Annotated in this window: 12 protein-coding genes; 8 read left to right on the plus strand and 4 right to left on the minus strand. The window is 46.0% G+C overall.

Translation table 11 applies throughout. From position 1 onward, the window contains the following. Nucleotides 1–63: 63 nt before the first annotated feature. From IQE94_RS11610 to IQE94_RS11625, 4 genes are all read left to right on the plus strand, one after another. Nucleotides 64–3,294 carry a hypothetical protein gene (locus IQE94_RS11610; protein ID WP_212718495.1) on the plus strand — a complete coding sequence of 1,077 codons (3,231 nt, stop codon included), beginning with the start codon at nt 64–66 and terminating at the stop codon, nt 3,292–3,294. A gap of 4 nt (nt 3,295–3,298) precedes the next feature. Further along, nucleotides 3,299–4,360, plus strand: a complete 1,062-nt coding sequence (locus IQE94_RS11615) for a hypothetical protein (protein WP_212718502.1) — start codon at nt 3,299–3,301, stop codon at nt 4,358–4,360. A 103-nt stretch (nt 4,361–4,463) separates the two neighbouring features. After that, nucleotides 4,464–5,585: an SH3 domain-containing protein gene (locus tag IQE94_RS11620; RefSeq protein WP_223341991.1), complete on the plus strand. Its 1,122-nt coding sequence runs from the start codon at nt 4,464–4,466 to the stop codon at nt 5,583–5,585. Between the two features lie 32 nt (nt 5,586–5,617). Next, nucleotides 5,618–6,736: a hypothetical protein gene (locus tag IQE94_RS11625; RefSeq protein ID WP_212718504.1), complete on the plus strand. Its 1,119-nt coding sequence runs from the start codon at nt 5,618–5,620 to the stop codon at nt 6,734–6,736. A gap of 24 nt (nt 6,737–6,760) precedes the next feature. On the opposite strand, the gene IQE94_RS11630 is transcribed toward IQE94_RS11625, so the two are convergent. Then, nucleotides 6,761–7,399 carry a hypothetical protein gene (locus IQE94_RS11630; RefSeq protein ID WP_212718506.1) on the minus strand — a complete coding sequence of 213 codons (639 nt, stop codon included), beginning with the start codon at nt 7,397–7,399 and terminating at the stop codon, nt 6,761–6,763. Between the two features lie 205 nt (nt 7,400–7,604). Here IQE94_RS11630 and IQE94_RS11635 point away from each other — a divergent pair, with 205 nt between their 5' ends. Both IQE94_RS11635 and ribD read left to right on the plus strand, forming a co-directional pair. Further along, on the plus strand, nt 7,605–8,243 hold the full coding sequence (locus tag IQE94_RS11635) for a class I SAM-dependent methyltransferase (RefSeq protein WP_212718508.1): 639 nt from the start codon (nt 7,605–7,607) through the stop codon (nt 8,241–8,243). A 76-nt stretch (nt 8,244–8,319) separates the two neighbouring features. After that, nucleotides 8,320–9,432 carry a bifunctional diaminohydroxyphosphoribosylaminopyrimidine deaminase/5-amino-6-(5-phosphoribosylamino)uracil reductase RibD gene (gene ribD, locus IQE94_RS11640; protein ID WP_212718510.1) on the plus strand — a complete coding sequence of 371 codons (1,113 nt, stop codon included), beginning with the start codon at nt 8,320–8,322 and terminating at the stop codon, nt 9,430–9,432. Here ribD and IQE94_RS11645 read toward each other — a convergent pair. Next, a complete protein-coding gene (locus IQE94_RS11645; RefSeq protein WP_212718512.1) occupies nt 9,377–9,535 on the minus strand; it encodes a DUF2256 domain-containing protein in 159 nt (52 codons plus the stop codon). The genes ribD and IQE94_RS11645 overlap by 56 nt on opposite strands. 21 nt (nt 9,536–9,556) lie before the next feature. Further along, the gene (locus IQE94_RS11650; protein WP_212718514.1) at nt 9,557–10,837 is read right to left on the minus strand and encodes a pitrilysin family protein; all 1,281 of its coding nucleotides are present in this window, start codon (nt 10,835–10,837) and stop codon (nt 9,557–9,559) included. Nucleotides 10,838–11,058: 221 nt separating this feature from the next. Between IQE94_RS11650 and IQE94_RS11655 the strand changes: the two genes are divergently transcribed. After that, nucleotides 11,059–12,120 (plus strand): Mrp/NBP35 family ATP-binding protein, encoded by a 1,062-nt coding sequence (locus tag IQE94_RS11655; protein ID WP_212718516.1) that lies wholly within the window; start codon nt 11,059–11,061, stop codon nt 12,118–12,120. 142 nt (nt 12,121–12,262) lie between these two features. Here the strand turns inward: IQE94_RS11655 and carA are convergent, their stop codons facing one another. Beyond that, the gene (gene carA, locus IQE94_RS11660; RefSeq protein WP_212718518.1) at nt 12,263–13,420 is read right to left on the minus strand and encodes a glutamine-hydrolyzing carbamoyl-phosphate synthase small subunit; all 1,158 of its coding nucleotides are present in this window, start codon (nt 13,418–13,420) and stop codon (nt 12,263–12,265) included. Between the two features lie 170 nt (nt 13,421–13,590). Between carA and IQE94_RS11665 the strand changes: the two genes are divergently transcribed. Then, the gene (locus IQE94_RS11665) at nt 13,591–14,709 is read left to right on the plus strand and encodes a helix-turn-helix domain-containing protein (protein WP_223341992.1); all 1,119 of its coding nucleotides are present in this window, start codon (nt 13,591–13,593) and stop codon (nt 14,707–14,709) included. Nucleotides 14,710–14,757: the final 48 nt, after the last annotated feature.

Genomic DNA, 14,757 nt, shown 5'->3' on the forward strand with positions numbered 1-14,757 from the left:
CCTAGGCTAATTCCACCCTATTTTCCCCTTCCCCCAGCTTTATTTTTAATTGCCTGACTAACCATGACTAACCAACCCCTACTTCCCAAAACTAATCAAGATTTTGCTGGTGGTGCTGCTCCGGGGGAATGGATTGCTGATGGGGTGGGACTCTTTAACCGTTTGGGTAATAGTTTGGAGTTTGAGGCGGGGGCTTACCGGGAAGTGAATTCTATCCCTAGTCCTTGGTCTCGACCTTTGCAATTAATTTCTGCATTTCGGAATAATCAGTACCCCAGTCGGGATTGGCTGATTGAGCAGTATCGGGGTTTGTTGACGGCTTTGGCCCTGGCGGAAAATTTAAATCTTAAGATCACCGCCACCCAGGTACGGCTCAAGGATTATCAAGATAAGGAATTTGCTCGTTGTCTGTGGAAGTTGCGCCCCAATGATAGGGATAATGTGTTGTCCATGGTGCCCGCCGATGGCCCCTGGGCGGAGTTGTATTTGTTTGAACTAGACGGAGTGGCGATCGGTATGACCAGTCCGGCCACCATTGTCTGCCCCACGGGTTATTTTCCCGACTCCTTAAGTCGGCGCATTGCTTGGATTAAAAATGGCTTTTTCAGCAACCCCATCAATAATGGTTTAGCTCCCAATCAAAAGGAAGTGTTGTTGCCTTGGTTGGAAAATTTAAAAGGTAATCTGATGCGTAATCCCCAAAATCAGGCCTTAGCGGGGCGGGTCTCCGGGGTAATTGATGACTATATCCAAGATTTGGGTATCACCACCAGCAATGTGTTTCAACCTACCACCAAAAATTTACCGTTTGGCATTCCCCTTACCCCAGCCCCGTTGCCAGCTCTTTACCCAGCGAAGGCGGTACAAACTCCTTCTAATGTAAGGTTAATTGCTTCAGCCGGTCGAAACCCTAGTAAGCAACTTTATATTATTGATCAAGTACAACTACCAGGACTTTTGCATAAAGGAGCCGAGGAAATTAATGTCATTGATGCGTCTCCTCTGCTCAATTTCGATCCCAATCTTCACCGCCGCTCCGATGCCATCTTTGCTACCCCAGCGGATATTTTCCAAGACAATCTTTATTTTCATAAAACAAAGGGTTTATTGCCAGGCACATGGTTAGACCAAAAGTTAAATCTGGATAATCTCACCATTTTGTTGCCCTTTAAACCTTTTCTGCGGGAATATTTCAGCAGTGAAGATCTGGAAAAAAAGGTGGAGTTAGCCCCCGTTTCCACTCCCGAAGGCCCGGGGATACGGATTTCGCTGACGGTGCAAATATCGGGGTTTGATCGTCCTGTGGCCTATACCATGTCCCAAGAATATGCCCTCAAGGCGGAAAACGAAATCAAGCAGGATTTTCCCACCCTTGCCCTCTGGCCCAATGTGCCCCCCGATTTGTGGAAGGAGTATTTCCTACTGGTGGAAACTACCGAGGAGTATGGCGAGTTAGCTTTTCGGGTGGATCAACCCACCCCCAATGCCCAAGCAGAAAGTCGGCGATCGGGTCAAGAAAGTTACCAGTACTGGAAATGTGATGCCTACCCTGATGTCATCCTGGCGATCGATAAAAATGCTCAGCCGCTTGGACTTATTCCTCTACGGATACCCAAAGCCCAGGGGGGAAATGCCACCACTTGGACGGTGGGAGTAGATTTCGGCACGTCATTTACCAATGTTTATGTGCGGAAAGGCTCCAGCGGCACTCCAGAAAGATTGCAACTCCAAACTAATTTGCTAAAAATTACCCACAGTTTGGAGGATATTCAAACAGTAATTTATCGAGAATTCTTCATTCCTGATTTGCTTTTACCGGAGGGGAATAATCCCCCTATGTCAACGGTGCTGACTACCAGAGGATGGGCGGAAAGTGAAGGAGAAATTCCTAATTTAATTACTAATGCCCGTGTTTATATTCCTCGTCTTGATAAATACGAGTTTGATAAAGAATATATCAAGACTAATATTAAATGGAAACAGGTGCAGTACCAACGGCCATTCCTGGGGCAATTGGTGCGAATGATTTCTGCTAAAGCCGCCCTGGAAGGAGTCCGCAACATTGAATGGAGTATATCTTATCCGTCCGCTTTTTCCCCCATGGACATTAATCGATATAACGGAGCTTGGCAACAGGTATTAAAAGATCTGGATATAACCTCAAATCAAAATCATAATTTACAAGGACACGGTCTAAAAACAGAAAGCATTGCCTTTGCACAATTTTTTGGCGATGTTTTGAGTAAGCATTTAATTTACACTACTTGTGTGGATATTGGTGGAGGTACATCGGATATTTCTGTTTGGCAAGACAACCGACTGGTTCATCAAGCATCAGTTCCCTATGCAGGAAGGGATATTTTTCACAGCATTTTAGAGCCTAATCTTGTCTTTATTGGTGATATTTTTGGACTACCTCCAGAAGCGGGAAGATCGGTGGCTAACGTGCTAGGAAATCAGCGTAATTTTAATGCCTCTTTGGACATTTATCTACGAGCAAACTCGGAAAGAATTTTGTCCGAAGGGTACATCATGAATGCAGATAAGCCTCGCAATCGGCAGTTTCGTACTTTGCTAGCTTTGTCTTTTGGTGGACTTTTCCATTATTTAGGCATGATGCAAAAAGAGCTTAAGCGAGAAGAACTTTTTAGTGATGTCAACATTATTACGTCAATTTTAATGGGAGGCAACGGTTCCCGTTTCTTGCATTGGCTAACTCCCAGTGGAGCCTATACTCAAAATTCGGAAATCAACGATCTAGTCAGTGGTATTCTAATGCGAGCTTCTGGCTTAAACAAAAATCCTGATTTACTAACCCTTTCCTCCCAACCTAAAGAAGAAGCTTGTGGTGGGCTAGTTGTACCACCAGTAGGAGCTAAGCTCAGTGGTTTTTCAAGCAAGAAAAAAGATTATCCTTTTACCGGGGAAAATTGTATTATAAATGGAGAAAAGTTTACTTCTAGTGACCGTTTGAATGTCTTAGATCGTGGCTGGGAAGAAATTAATTCTTTTGAAATCATTGCCTATGATCAACTGGAAGAATATTTGAAGAATTTTAATGACATCTTACGAGAAGAATCTATCCAAGAAATTGATCAGCTCAGAAATTTTAATCAGGGTGGTCTCTTTAATATGGATAGCGACTTCCGCATACTGCTGGGAGCAAAAATTAAACAAGCTTGCTTAAGGAAAGTAGGACCTGTTTCAGAATTTGAAATTGATCCTCCATTTCTAATAATTCTTAAGTGCTTTATTTCTATTCTCGCTGAACAATGGTCTAAAACTGTAGGTTAAATAAATGAAAATTACTAACAAATTTATACACACTTTTGTCCTTTGTAATTTGGCGGTATTTAATTATTGTTCTTTAGCACAAGCTTTTATAGATCCACCGGAACTAGGTCGGCGAGTAAATCCATATTTCATTGGCAAAGATAATCAAACAAGTAGAAATGAGTTTGCAATAGATCAATGTAGAATAATTCTACAGAGAACTAAAAGTAATTTCTTATTAACGACTGCATATCTGGGTATAAAACCCAAAGAAAACAGATCAATTTCAAAAATTAGTAGAATTTGGAAAGGGTTAATGGAGTTTAAAGCTCCCTATTTAATCTCATTTTTATTGTTGTTTGTTTTACTGGGCTTATATGTCTGGTGGCTAAATAAAAGCCTACAGGAACTGAAAGAAAAAATCAAGAAAAATTACGCATTGACTAAGAGTTCCCAGGACAAACTAGCCAGTGACGTTTCAGTAGTCAAAAATTATTCAGATAATCTATCTCGTCAACTCGAGAAAATACTTCGGGAGATGGGTAAAATCGAGAAAGAGATTATTCAACTAAGATCAAACCAGTCAACATCTCATCCATCCAGACAATATGGTGAGGAATGGGACAATCCATCTGACTACAACGATTATAGTTATGACCCAGCAAGGGCATCAGTTTTTCCAAGGAAAGTAGAAATTTCTCCCTCAGATACTTTAAGTATAATTGTAGAAAATTTTAATAAGGGCAATGAAAGCCACTTTAATAATGACTTATTTTTCTTTTTAAAGCCTACTTCTGCTACCAATTTAGGGAGTCAGGGTGTTGATATTAATGCTTCAGCAAAAGTAGAGTTTGAAAGGGCATCCGATAATACGGCTCAGGCTTCCTATATTGGATTTAAACTTAATGATCAAAATACCTATATAGTTCCAAATTTGTTTAATAAACGTTGGAAACAAGTAATAACTAATGATGAAAATAAAATTTTTGAATGGTACGATTCTAGCTATGTTTTGGCTGAACCAGCAATGATAGAAAATACTGGCAATGATATTTGGCGGCTGGTCAAGTCTGGGAGGTTTGATTGATTTTGAATCAATGTTGAATTCTAAATGCATTTTCATTTTTGTCATTCTAACAATATGGGGGGTTAAGTCGACCAACGCCCAGGAAATAAATCCTTGTCCAGTGATGAGTGATTATCAGATGTCATTTTCTGATTTTAATTTGGACGTTTACGAGATTCCCAATACTAATGGGGAAATTATTGCAGAAATTCCTGCTGGTAGAAGATTTTCTTTATCTGACATTTATGCCAAGTATTATGATGGCTTTTGTTGGTATGAAATCATCACTTTTTCCGTAGACGAAAGAGGGTGGATTGCTTTTCAACCCAATGATACTCAACTGAGTAATATTCCTTCCAATCAAAATGAATCTTTAACACAATCTCCTAGCCCAAATATTGCACCAGAGCCAAGCCCTACAGTAGATTCAAGTAGAGCAGAAGCTACCACTGAAACTAACTCTCAGAACAATGAAGACTTGCTAATTATAGTTTATTTATTTGTTGCTGGTACCATTGGTTTGAGTATCGTCATTGGCAAGCTGGCAGTTGACTTGTTGAATGCTTTTTCAACTAAGCCTAGTAAAAATAAATCTCTCCAACAAATGGGAAGCAAAACTTTAAAGAAAATTACCGCTTCTAGGGTTACTGGCGGTGCAAAATGCAAAGTTATTAATGTCACCCAAACTGATATTGTTTTACCAGATAAAAATCAAATAAATACACCAGATTCAATTATCGAGGCAGATGTTTATAATTATTTTTTAGAAAATAATTTTATCGATGCCAAAGGCCATGTAATAAGCAATGGAGAACAAGCTATAGATGCCTTATTAGAAGTAGAAAATACCGAAAAACCAACCCAATCTTTTGGCTTCAGCTTGGAATATTGCATCACTAATTTTAACCAGGGCAACAAAGATTTTTTTGATGATCAATCCCAGTTCCAATACCTTAAGCCCACAGAAAGTGTTATCCATGGCAAGGCAGGCAATCTTAGTCTTGGCGATCGCCAGGAATTTGAAGAAGGAGAAAGGAGCCAAGCTTCCTATTTGGCCTTTACCATTGGGGAAGAAATTTGGTTAATTCCGAATCTAATGCTCAGCCGCTGGCAAAGACTAATGACTAACAGTTACTTTTTTGACAGCTATGGCAATTTACAAAACCCTAACCTAGTCAAGCCCGCTAAACTTCTCCTAGTCGGCGATCGCCGTTGGCAAATAGTCGAAAAAGGTATGTTTAATTAAAGTTATTAATAGTAAGAGATAAATTAAACAATATGGCTGGCAATCAACCGGATAAATTAAATCAAGCTAAGCTGATTCAGTTGGAGAAAAATCAACTTAAGTTACAACAGGAGTTTGCAGCCCTACGATTTTTTGAAGCACAAAAAAATAATGAAGTCCAGAACCAGAGTAGCACTGAGTTAGTCAAAGAAATAGAAGTCCTTAAACAAAAAATTAGTCAAATTGAAACTACGGTTAGCCGACCCGCCACCATTCCCGCCAATGCCTATCCCCATTTAATAGTTGAAAATCCTCCCCCCTTACTAGATTTATCCATTAGTAAAATTATTGATATTTACCATGAAACTCCTCAAATATTAGAGGTTTACTGTGAGCGGGTATCCTTACTCACTGACCAGCAAGATATTCTAGAAAAAAATAATGTTGGTAACTTTTGGGTAATGCAACTCAAAAATCAAGGATTTTATCTCTTTCCTCGGCCAGAATCCTTTAGCCGTTTTAGTTCCTTGACTAGTTTTGCCAAACTATTTAGGGCAACTAATGAAAACCCAGCGGAGAATTATCAATTTACCCTGCAATCAGCAGCAAAATTAGACGTTTTAAAAATTGGTGAAAAATGGAAATTACTCAAAGCGGGCAAAATAGTTTTGGGTGAGAGTCCATTGGAATATGCTTGGCAACAGGAAATTACCACCGTGAGAAAGGAATATGAAAAATTCAATAAGCTATTGGAGGTGAGGGGGAGTGCGGGGCTAGATTTCACTTTGATTACCCAATATTGGCAACAGTCATTGATGCAAAAATATGGCGAACTAGTGACCTTAGCAATTAACACCTGTATGCCGATCGCCTATGCCATTTATAAAGGCCCGATGCTAGTACCATGCCAGATTTTGTTGGGGGCTAATCCTTTGGTAGTACCGGGTTGGGACCGGGGAGTGCCCTGGGATACTTCTATTTATTCCCAATCCCATAGTAAATTTAACAAAGATTATCTCCGTACCACTGCTGACCATCCCCTCTTGCCTAATCAAATTTACCTGCGGGAAAGTAATGGCAAAACCCATCACACCTGGGCGATCGCCAAAAGTTATGAAGAAGCAACGGCGATCGTGCAAAGGCTAAACGGCCATTGGATTTCTTTGGATTGATAATCCTATTTAGTCCACCAAAAACTACCAAGCTTTGGGTTTAAAATTAGCATCATTAAGAATGGCTAAACTTTCCCCCGATTGGGCAATGACAAACAATCCTTGACGGTAGGCATAGCGTGCCACTTCCTGGGGGATTACCATGCCGGCCACCGCCCCCAATACATTAAAAGACTGATAACGGGGTAGCAGACGCTTAAATTTAGCTAATCTTTCCAGATGCTCATCCACATCATCTCGCCCCAATTTACTCTTTACTTCAATGGCAATAGCTTCCGTGCCATTGACCACTAAAATATCAATTTCAATACCTTCATTTCCGCTTTGGAGAGATAAATCGGAAGAAATTTCCCGTACTTCAATGCCTCGCTCTCTAAATAAACGTACTGCGGCAGGTCTGACTTGATACTCCACAAATTCCCCCAGACGATTGCCCAGTTTACCCAGTTGCTGATCCACCCTCTGGCTTTGCTCCTTAAGCAGGCGTTCCGTTGCTTGATTCTGTTCTTTCAGAAGCCGCTCTGTCTCTTGGCTTTGTTCCCTAAGTAGTCTTTCCGTTTCCTGTAAACGGCGATCACTGGCTTGAAAACGTCGCTCAGTCTCCTTTTGCGCTTCCACCAATTCCCCTAACAATCGCCAAACATCATCCGCTGTAGTTGCCATAACCGACCTTCTAAGCTTTTTAAAGTTACCAATCGACCAGTCTACAATGGTCTGTATTATCTCCAGTTTACTTCCCTACTCCGTTTCTATTAGCCTTTTATTCGATCAGGAAACCCGAAAAATGCCACCATGATGGATTAGAAATAATTGATTTTCTTTTTTCTTTCAACACCTTGCCTACCGTCACATTTTTGTTGTCTTCACCATGACCGATCGCCGTCAATATTCCCCTGCTACCCAACGCAACCGAGAGGCGATCGCCGCTGTTTTGCAGGAATATTTACCTCCCCAAGGCAGTATTTTGGAAATTGCCAGTGGCACCGGGGAACACGCTTGTTTTTTTGCGCCCCTATTTTCCCCTCGCTGGTGGATAACGTCCGATCCTGATCCCCTTTGTCGGGAAAGTATTCTTGCTTGGCGGGAGCATGAAGCATTGGACAATTTTCAGCCACCTTTAGATTTAGATGTGCAATCATCGCTGTGGCCGGTGGAAGCAGAAGTTTTACCAGAACCCATCACTGCCATGGTGGCAATCAACTTAATCCATATTTCCCCCTGGAAATCCTGCTTAGGGTTACTGAATGGGGCAGAACGCATTTTACCGGCGGGGGGCATTCTCTATCTCTACGGTCCCTATCGTCAAAAGGAAGTACCAACGGCCCCTAGCAATGAAGCGTTTGACCAATCTTTGCGGAGTCGCAACCCAGCTTGGGGTTTGAGAAATTTGGAGGATGTGATTGGGGAAGCGGAAAAAAGGAATTTACATAATCAGGCTGTGATTGCTATGCCCGCCAATAACTTATCGGTGATCTTTGAGAAAGGGCCAGAGCAAAATACTTTTTGAACATCGTCGATCATCAGCAAGAATCCGTTACTGAAAATCCAGTAAATTTGATTAGATTCTTTTCCCTTAGCCCGCTATGATTTCAGACCAAACCCATATGCGTCGTTGCTTGACCCTAGCAAAAACGGCGATCGGTAAAACAGTGCCCAATCCCATGGTGGGGTCGGTCATTGTCCAGGGAGATCAGATTGTCGGCCAAGGTTTCCATCCCCAGGCAGGGCAACCCCATGCAGAAATTTTTGCCCTCTGGGAAGCTGGCGATCGGGCCAAGGGAGCGACCCTATACGTCAATTTGGAACCCTGTAACCATCAAGGGCGCACTCCCCCCTGTACCGAAGCAATCATCAAAGCGGGCATATCTAAAGTGGTGGTGGGCATGGTGGACCCCAATCCCTTGGTGGCGGGTAAGGGCATTGGTCGATTGAGACAGGCTGGCATTGAGGTGAAAGTGGGGGTGGAAGAAGAAGCTTGCCAGCGGTTGAATGAAGCGTTTTGTTTTCGCATCCAGCACCGACGACCCTTTGGCATTTTCAAATACGCCATGACGTTAGATGGCAAAATTGCCACTGCCCAGGGCCACAGCAGTTGGGTGACCAGTAGCTCGGCTCGCCATTGGGTACATCAATTGCGTAGTCAATGCCAGGCGGTGATTATTGGGGGCAATACGGTGCGGCGGGATAATCCTTTGTTAACTACCCATGGGGTGGGGGCGGTGAATCCTTTGCGGGTGGTGCTGAGTCGCAGTTTAGATTTACCTTTGGAGGCTCAATTGTGGGATCAAGGTGTGGCTAAAACTTTGGTGTTTACGGAAAAAACCTGTGATCGAAATACGCTGAGCCATCTGGAAAAATTGGGGGTAGAGACCCTGATCTTGGATCCGTTAACTCCCCTGACAGTAATGACGGAGTTGTGCCAACGGGATTGTCTGCAAGTGTTGTGGGAATGTGGCGGTATCCTAGCGGCTCAGGCGATCGCCATGGGAACAGTGCAAAAAATCCATGCTTTTCTGGCACCAAAAATTATTGGTGGGGCCACGGCCCCGACTCCGGTGGGGGAACTGGGTTTTCAACAAATGACCCAGGCGTTAAATTTAACCGATCTCCATTGCCAGGCGATCGGGCCCGATTGGTTGTTTACGGGCTATCTGGCTGGGAACGCTGGCGACGGCAACGATCAGAGCAATATTTAACTTCATCCCAACAACTGGCCCATTTTTTGCGCCAAGTGAAGGGCCGTTGGCAAACAGGGCAAATTTTACTGGGAAGATGGGCCTTATTACCTCGGTGAGCCATGGTTGTTAACGTTGATCGATCTTATTCTGGCAAAGCAATAACCTTGCCGTAGGCGGTGGGGGAAAGATACGTTTGGGCGGACTGTTGTAAATCCTCGGCGGTCAGGGCTTGAATTTGTTCGGGGTAGGTCAAGGCTGGTTCCAAATCGCCAATTTGGGCGTAGTAATAGCCATATAAATTAGCCCGATCGCCGGGGCGTTCATTGCCAAAAACAAAACGATTGGCCACCTGGGTGCGGATGCGTTCTAAGTCCTTTTCCGGCACCAGTTCATTTTGTAGTCGTTCAATATGGTCCAGAATGCAGCGCTCTACGATGGGAATATTTTCCGCCGGTAACTGGGCCGAAATATAGAACATTCCCTGGGTGGCCTGGGTGGAATTGCTAGCCCCGATCGCCGTTACTAAACCCTTTTCTTCCCGCAATTCTCGAAACAAACGGGACACTCGACCCCGACCTAAAATCACCGCCAATACCCCCAGGGGTAAGGTTTGCTCAAACTGGTCCAACCCCGGCGATCGCCAAAGCAAAATTAGACGGGCCTGTTGTAAACCCTTATCCACCACAGTGGTTGTTTCCACTGCAGTGAAAGGTGGAGGAATATTAACCGGCGGCGGCGTTAAGGCTTGGGAAGGGGATTTCACTCGATAACAGTCGGCAAAACTGCTGGCTACCGTTTCCACTAGATGGGCCACGGGGCGATTACCCACCACGGTGGCGGTGATGGCCTGGGGCTGATACCAATGGGCATGAAAATCCCGCATCTGTTGAGCTTGGAGATGGGTAATAATTTCCCTGGCCCCCAGCACAGGGCGGGCGTAAGGAGTGTGGGGAAAAGCCAACTGCACCACCTGCTGAAAAATGCGCCGTTGGGGATCATCCTGCGATCGCCGAATTTCTTCTAGCACCACCAACCGCTCCCGCTCAAACGGCCCATCGGCAATGGTGGGATTAAGCACCACATCCAACTGCAAAGGGGCCAAATGTTCAAAATCCTGGGGAGCTGAAGTGAAGTAAAACTGAGTGTAATCCTGGCTAGTGGCGGCGTTGGTGCCCGCTCCCCTAGATTCAATGGCCCGCTCAAATTCCCCCATGGCGAGGCGGGGAGTCCCCTTAAACACCATGTGCTCCAAAAAATGGGCTGTGCCATTAATGTCGTCCCCCTCCCAACGGGAACCCACCCTCAACCAGAGTTGAAAAGACACCGCTTCCACTGGCATCTGCTCCGCAATAATGGTTAAACCATTGGGTAACACTTCAATGTGGGGACTATTGAGGCGGGGAGGCAATAGGCTGGGGGTCATGGAGGGAAACGGATAGGGTTTGCTCTATGTCTATTTCCACTCTGACACAATGCTTAGGTTTGGGGGGGGATTTTCCGCACTTTGTCGAGTTACCAATCAATGGTGACGCTTACCTATCTCTGGGGTCTGCCTGGCCAGAAGCTGTCCAAAAACCTTTAAGATCAAGGGGCAGACTGTAATCCCTCAGAGAATTCTCCCAATTTTTGTCATCAATTGTCACTATGTTAACCACCGATGCCGTTTTAACCGTGCTCCGTCCCGTTCAAGATCCCGAACTACAAAAAAGCTTGGTGGAACTGAACATGATCCGAGATGTGGCGATCGCCGGGGGTACTGTTAGTTTTACCCTGGTGTTGACCACACCGGCCTGTCCGTTGCGGGAATTCATTGTGGAAGATTGCGAAAAGGCGGTTAAAACTTTGCCCGGGGTGGAAAAGGTAGAAGTAACGGTGACAGCGGAAACTCCCCAACAAAAATCCTTGCCCGACCGCCAATCCGTGGAGCAGGTGAAAAATATTATTGCCATCTCCAGCGGTAAGGGAGGGGTAGGAAAAAGCACAGTGGCGGTGAATGTGGCGGTAGCCCTGGCCCAGACCGGCGCGACGGTGGGACTATTGGATGCAGATATTTATGGACCCAATGCCCCCACCATGTTGGGCTTGAGCGGTGCAGCGGTGCAGGTACAAAACAGTCCCCAAGGGGAAGTGTTAGAGCCGGTGTTTAACCATGGCATCAAAATGGTTTCCATGGGTTTTTTAATTGACCCCGACCAACCAGTCATCTGGCGGGGCCCCATGCTGAATGGCATTATTCGTCAGTTTCTCTACCAAGTTAATTGGGGAGCTTTGGATTACCTGATTGTGGATATGCCCCCCGGTACCGGCGACGCCCAGCTCACCCTAACCCAATCCGTCCCCATGGCCGGCGCAGTCATTGTCACTACTCCCCAAACAGTCTCTTTGTTGGATGCTCGCCGGGGTTTGAAAATGTTCCAACAGATGGGAGTAAACGTATTGGGCATTGTGGAAAATATGAGCTACTTTATTCCCCCGGATCTGCCCGATCGCCAATACGATTTATTTGGTTCCGGCGGCGGTGAAAAAGCTTCCAAAGAATTGAATGTACCTCTGTTGGGCTGTGTGCCTTTGGAAATTGGCCTGCGGGAAGGGGGAGATAAGGGCATTCCCATTGTGGTATCCCACCCTGAATCAGCTTCAGCCAAAGCCCTAACGGCGATCGCCAAGCAAATTGCCGGGAAGGTTTCCATGGCCGCTCTGGTTTAGCATTAGAGAGCTAAATGCTCTTCAATAAAATTGGTGTACACATCCCCGGCCAGAAAAGCTGGGGTTTGTAAGCTCGACTTTGTCCATTATCCATTTTTTAAAAACCTTACTTGTCCATCGGTAATATGGCCAATCGCAGCTGTTACCAGCCAGCGGCTTCGGCCTTTTGTTGGCGCATCAACTGGACAAAATCGGCAAACAAGTAATCGGCATCATGGGGGCCTGGACTGGCTTCAGGGTGGTACTGCACCGAGAAAAATGGTAGTTCCTTATGGCGTAACCCCGCCACCGTTTTATCGTTGAGATTGAAATGGGTAATTTCCACTTCTTCGACTAGGGAGCCCTCTGCCACCGCAAAACCATGGTTCTGGCTAGTAATTTCCACCTGTTGCTCCAGGCCACAGGGTTGATTGAGCCCCCGATGACCAAATTTGAGCTTAAAGGTTTCCGCTCCCAAAGATAACCCCAACACTTGATGCCCCATGCAAATACCAAAAATGGGCTTTTTCGCTGCCAACAATTCCTTAGTGGTGACAATGCCTTCCTCCACTGCTGCGGGATCACCAGGGCCATTGGAAAGGAAAATGCCGTCGGGGTTGTACTGGAGAATTTCCGCTGGGGAAGTGCTGGCGGGCACCACAATCACCCGGCAACCGTAACTAGCTAAGCGACGCAGGATATTACGCTTAACACCAAAGTCCAGGGCCACCACTGTGAGGGCAGGTTTTCCCTTTTGTTCCGCCACTGGCCCAAACTGCCAATGGTTATCAGTAGGGTCAGTCCATTCGTAAACTTCATGGGTGGTCACTTCCTTAACCAAGTTCAACCCGGCCATGGAAGGAGCTGCTTGGATGTGGTGTAACAGGGCTTCTGGTTCCAAAATTTCCGTGGAAATGCCGCCGTTCATGGCACCAACGGAACGCAACTTGCGGGTCAGGGCCCTAGTGTCGATGCCATAAATGCCGATAATTTTATGTTCTACCAAATAGTCGGGTAGGGATTGGGTCGATCGCCAATTGCTGGGGCGGCGGGTGATGTTGCGGGCCACTACTCCTTTAACGTGGGGATGGATAGATTCTTCATCCTCCCCATTGACTCCGGTATTGCCCAATTCAGGATAGGTGAACGTGACAATCTGGCCACAATAACTGGGGTCGGTCATCACTTCTTGGTAACCAGTCATGCCGGTGTTGAATACCACCTCTCCCACTGTGGTGCCATTGGCCCCAAAAGACCAACCGGGATAGGCGGTGCCATCCGCAAGGACAAGAAGGGCCGGTTTCGCCGCAGCAATTGGCATAATGATATATTGCAAGGTAGCTGGAATAGAACCATTCGGCCGTAGTGGGAAAAAGTCATATCCTTGGAATCTTGCCCAGGGTGATTGGCTTTCGCCCGGCCGCCGCCGAATCAACCACATATTAGCAGATTCACCCCTGTCGTCTGTTCCACTAATGTCAAATTGTCCTGATGGTTACTGCCATGAGTCCCGCTAAGCTGACCGACACCGATAAACAAGAGTTGGTTGACCTTTACCGGCAAACCCCCGCCACCACCACTACCCTCGCGGAACGTTTTGGGGTGAGCGTTTCCACCGTTAGTCGTCTCTTAAAAACGGCGATCGCCAGTGGGGAATATGAAACCTTAGTGCAGGAGAAAAGGGGGGGGAAGGGACCCAAAAATGACGCCCAGTTGACGTTGCCTTTACCCAAGCCCTCCAGGAAAAAGTCAGAGGGGACGGAAACTAACAGTTCTTTGGACTCCGTGGCCGAGGTTTTCCCTGTGGCTGAAATAAACGATCAAGATCAAGATAGTAGGACTATTGAGGCCACCGCTAGTAGCCAGGGCCGCCGTGTGCGTTCCCGTCGTCGAGCCACCGCCAGTTCCGTCGACCCAGGAAGTGATGGGTTTGCCGATGCCGTAGAAACCATCGATCCGCCGGCGATCGCTACCTCCTCCCCAGCCCAGCCCGACCGAACGGGATTTGGTGACAGCCCAACCGCCATGCCAATGGCTAAAACCGAAGTGCCATCCGATGCCCCCATAGGTCGGCGCCCCCAGATTGTTTCAATTAAATCCTCCGCCCTAGATGAAATTGTCAAGGACATAGACGAGGACTTAGATTTACTGGATGGAGAAGACATTGATGATCTGGACGAAGAGGACGATGAAGATGACGAGTTTGAAGATGAATTAGACGATTTTGACGAAGACCAGGGAGAAGAGGATTATGCCCCCGCCCCAGTTACCATCAAACAAACTCAAACAAACACCGCAGAGCTAATTTCAATTTTGCCCCTGATGGAAGCCTCTATGCCCAAAAACTGCTACCTGGTGGTGGACAGGAAGGGTGAATTGATCGTCCGTCCCCTGAAGGAATTCAGCCTCGATGGAGCTCTACCCCCGGAAGAAGTCCAAGCCAAAACCCTACCGGTGTTTGATAACCATCGAGTGGCCCGGCGCTTTTCCCTCAAAACCCAAAAGGTAATTCGCTTGCCCGACGCTAGCATCGTCCAAAAAACGGCCCAAGCACTCAAGTCCAAGGGCATTACCAGGGTGTTTCTCGGCGGCCAGGTCTATTCTCTTTAACTTTATCGATCCACTGGCGATCGCCTTAGTGATTTGATTCCCGACGGG

The sequence above is a fragment of the Synechocystis sp. PCC 7339 genome, assembly GCF_019924095.1.
Classification (GTDB): Bacteria; Cyanobacteriota; Cyanobacteriia; order Cyanobacteriales; family Microcystaceae; genus Synechocystis.

Bases quoted from the DNA above. Each gene is read 5' to 3' on its own strand.
- IQE94_RS11645 (WP_212718512.1), bottom strand. From the start codon at position 9,535: ATGGCTCACCGAGGTAATAAGGCCCATCTTCCCAGTAAAATTTGCCCT.
- IQE94_RS11610 (WP_212718495.1), top strand. From the start codon at position 64: ATGACTAACCAACCCCTACTTCCCAAAACTAATCAAGATTTTGCTGGT.
- ribD (WP_212718510.1), top strand. From the start codon at position 8,320: ATGATTTCAGACCAAACCCATATGCGTCGTTGCTTGACCCTAGCAAAA.
- IQE94_RS11615 (WP_212718502.1), top strand. From the start codon at position 3,299: ATGAAAATTACTAACAAATTTATACACACTTTTGTCCTTTGTAATTTG.
- IQE94_RS11630 (WP_212718506.1), bottom strand. From the start codon at position 7,399: ATGGCAACTACAGCGGATGATGTTTGGCGATTGTTAGGGGAATTGGTG.
- IQE94_RS11665 (WP_223341992.1), top strand. From the start codon at position 13,591: ATGGTTACTGCCATGAGTCCCGCTAAGCTGACCGACACCGATAAACAA.
- IQE94_RS11620 (WP_223341991.1), top strand. From the start codon at position 4,464: ATGAGTGATTATCAGATGTCATTTTCTGATTTTAATTTGGACGTTTAC.
- IQE94_RS11655 (WP_212718516.1), top strand. From the start codon at position 11,059: ATGTTAACCACCGATGCCGTTTTAACCGTGCTCCGTCCCGTTCAAGAT.
- carA (WP_212718518.1), bottom strand. From the start codon at position 13,420: ATGCCAATTGCTGCGGCGAAACCGGCCCTTCTTGTCCTTGCGGATGGC.
- IQE94_RS11650 (WP_212718514.1), bottom strand. From the start codon at position 10,837: ATGACCCCCAGCCTATTGCCTCCCCGCCTCAATAGTCCCCACATTGAA.
- IQE94_RS11635 (WP_212718508.1), top strand. From the start codon at position 7,605: ATGACCGATCGCCGTCAATATTCCCCTGCTACCCAACGCAACCGAGAG.
- IQE94_RS11625 (WP_212718504.1), top strand. From the start codon at position 5,618: ATGGCTGGCAATCAACCGGATAAATTAAATCAAGCTAAGCTGATTCAG.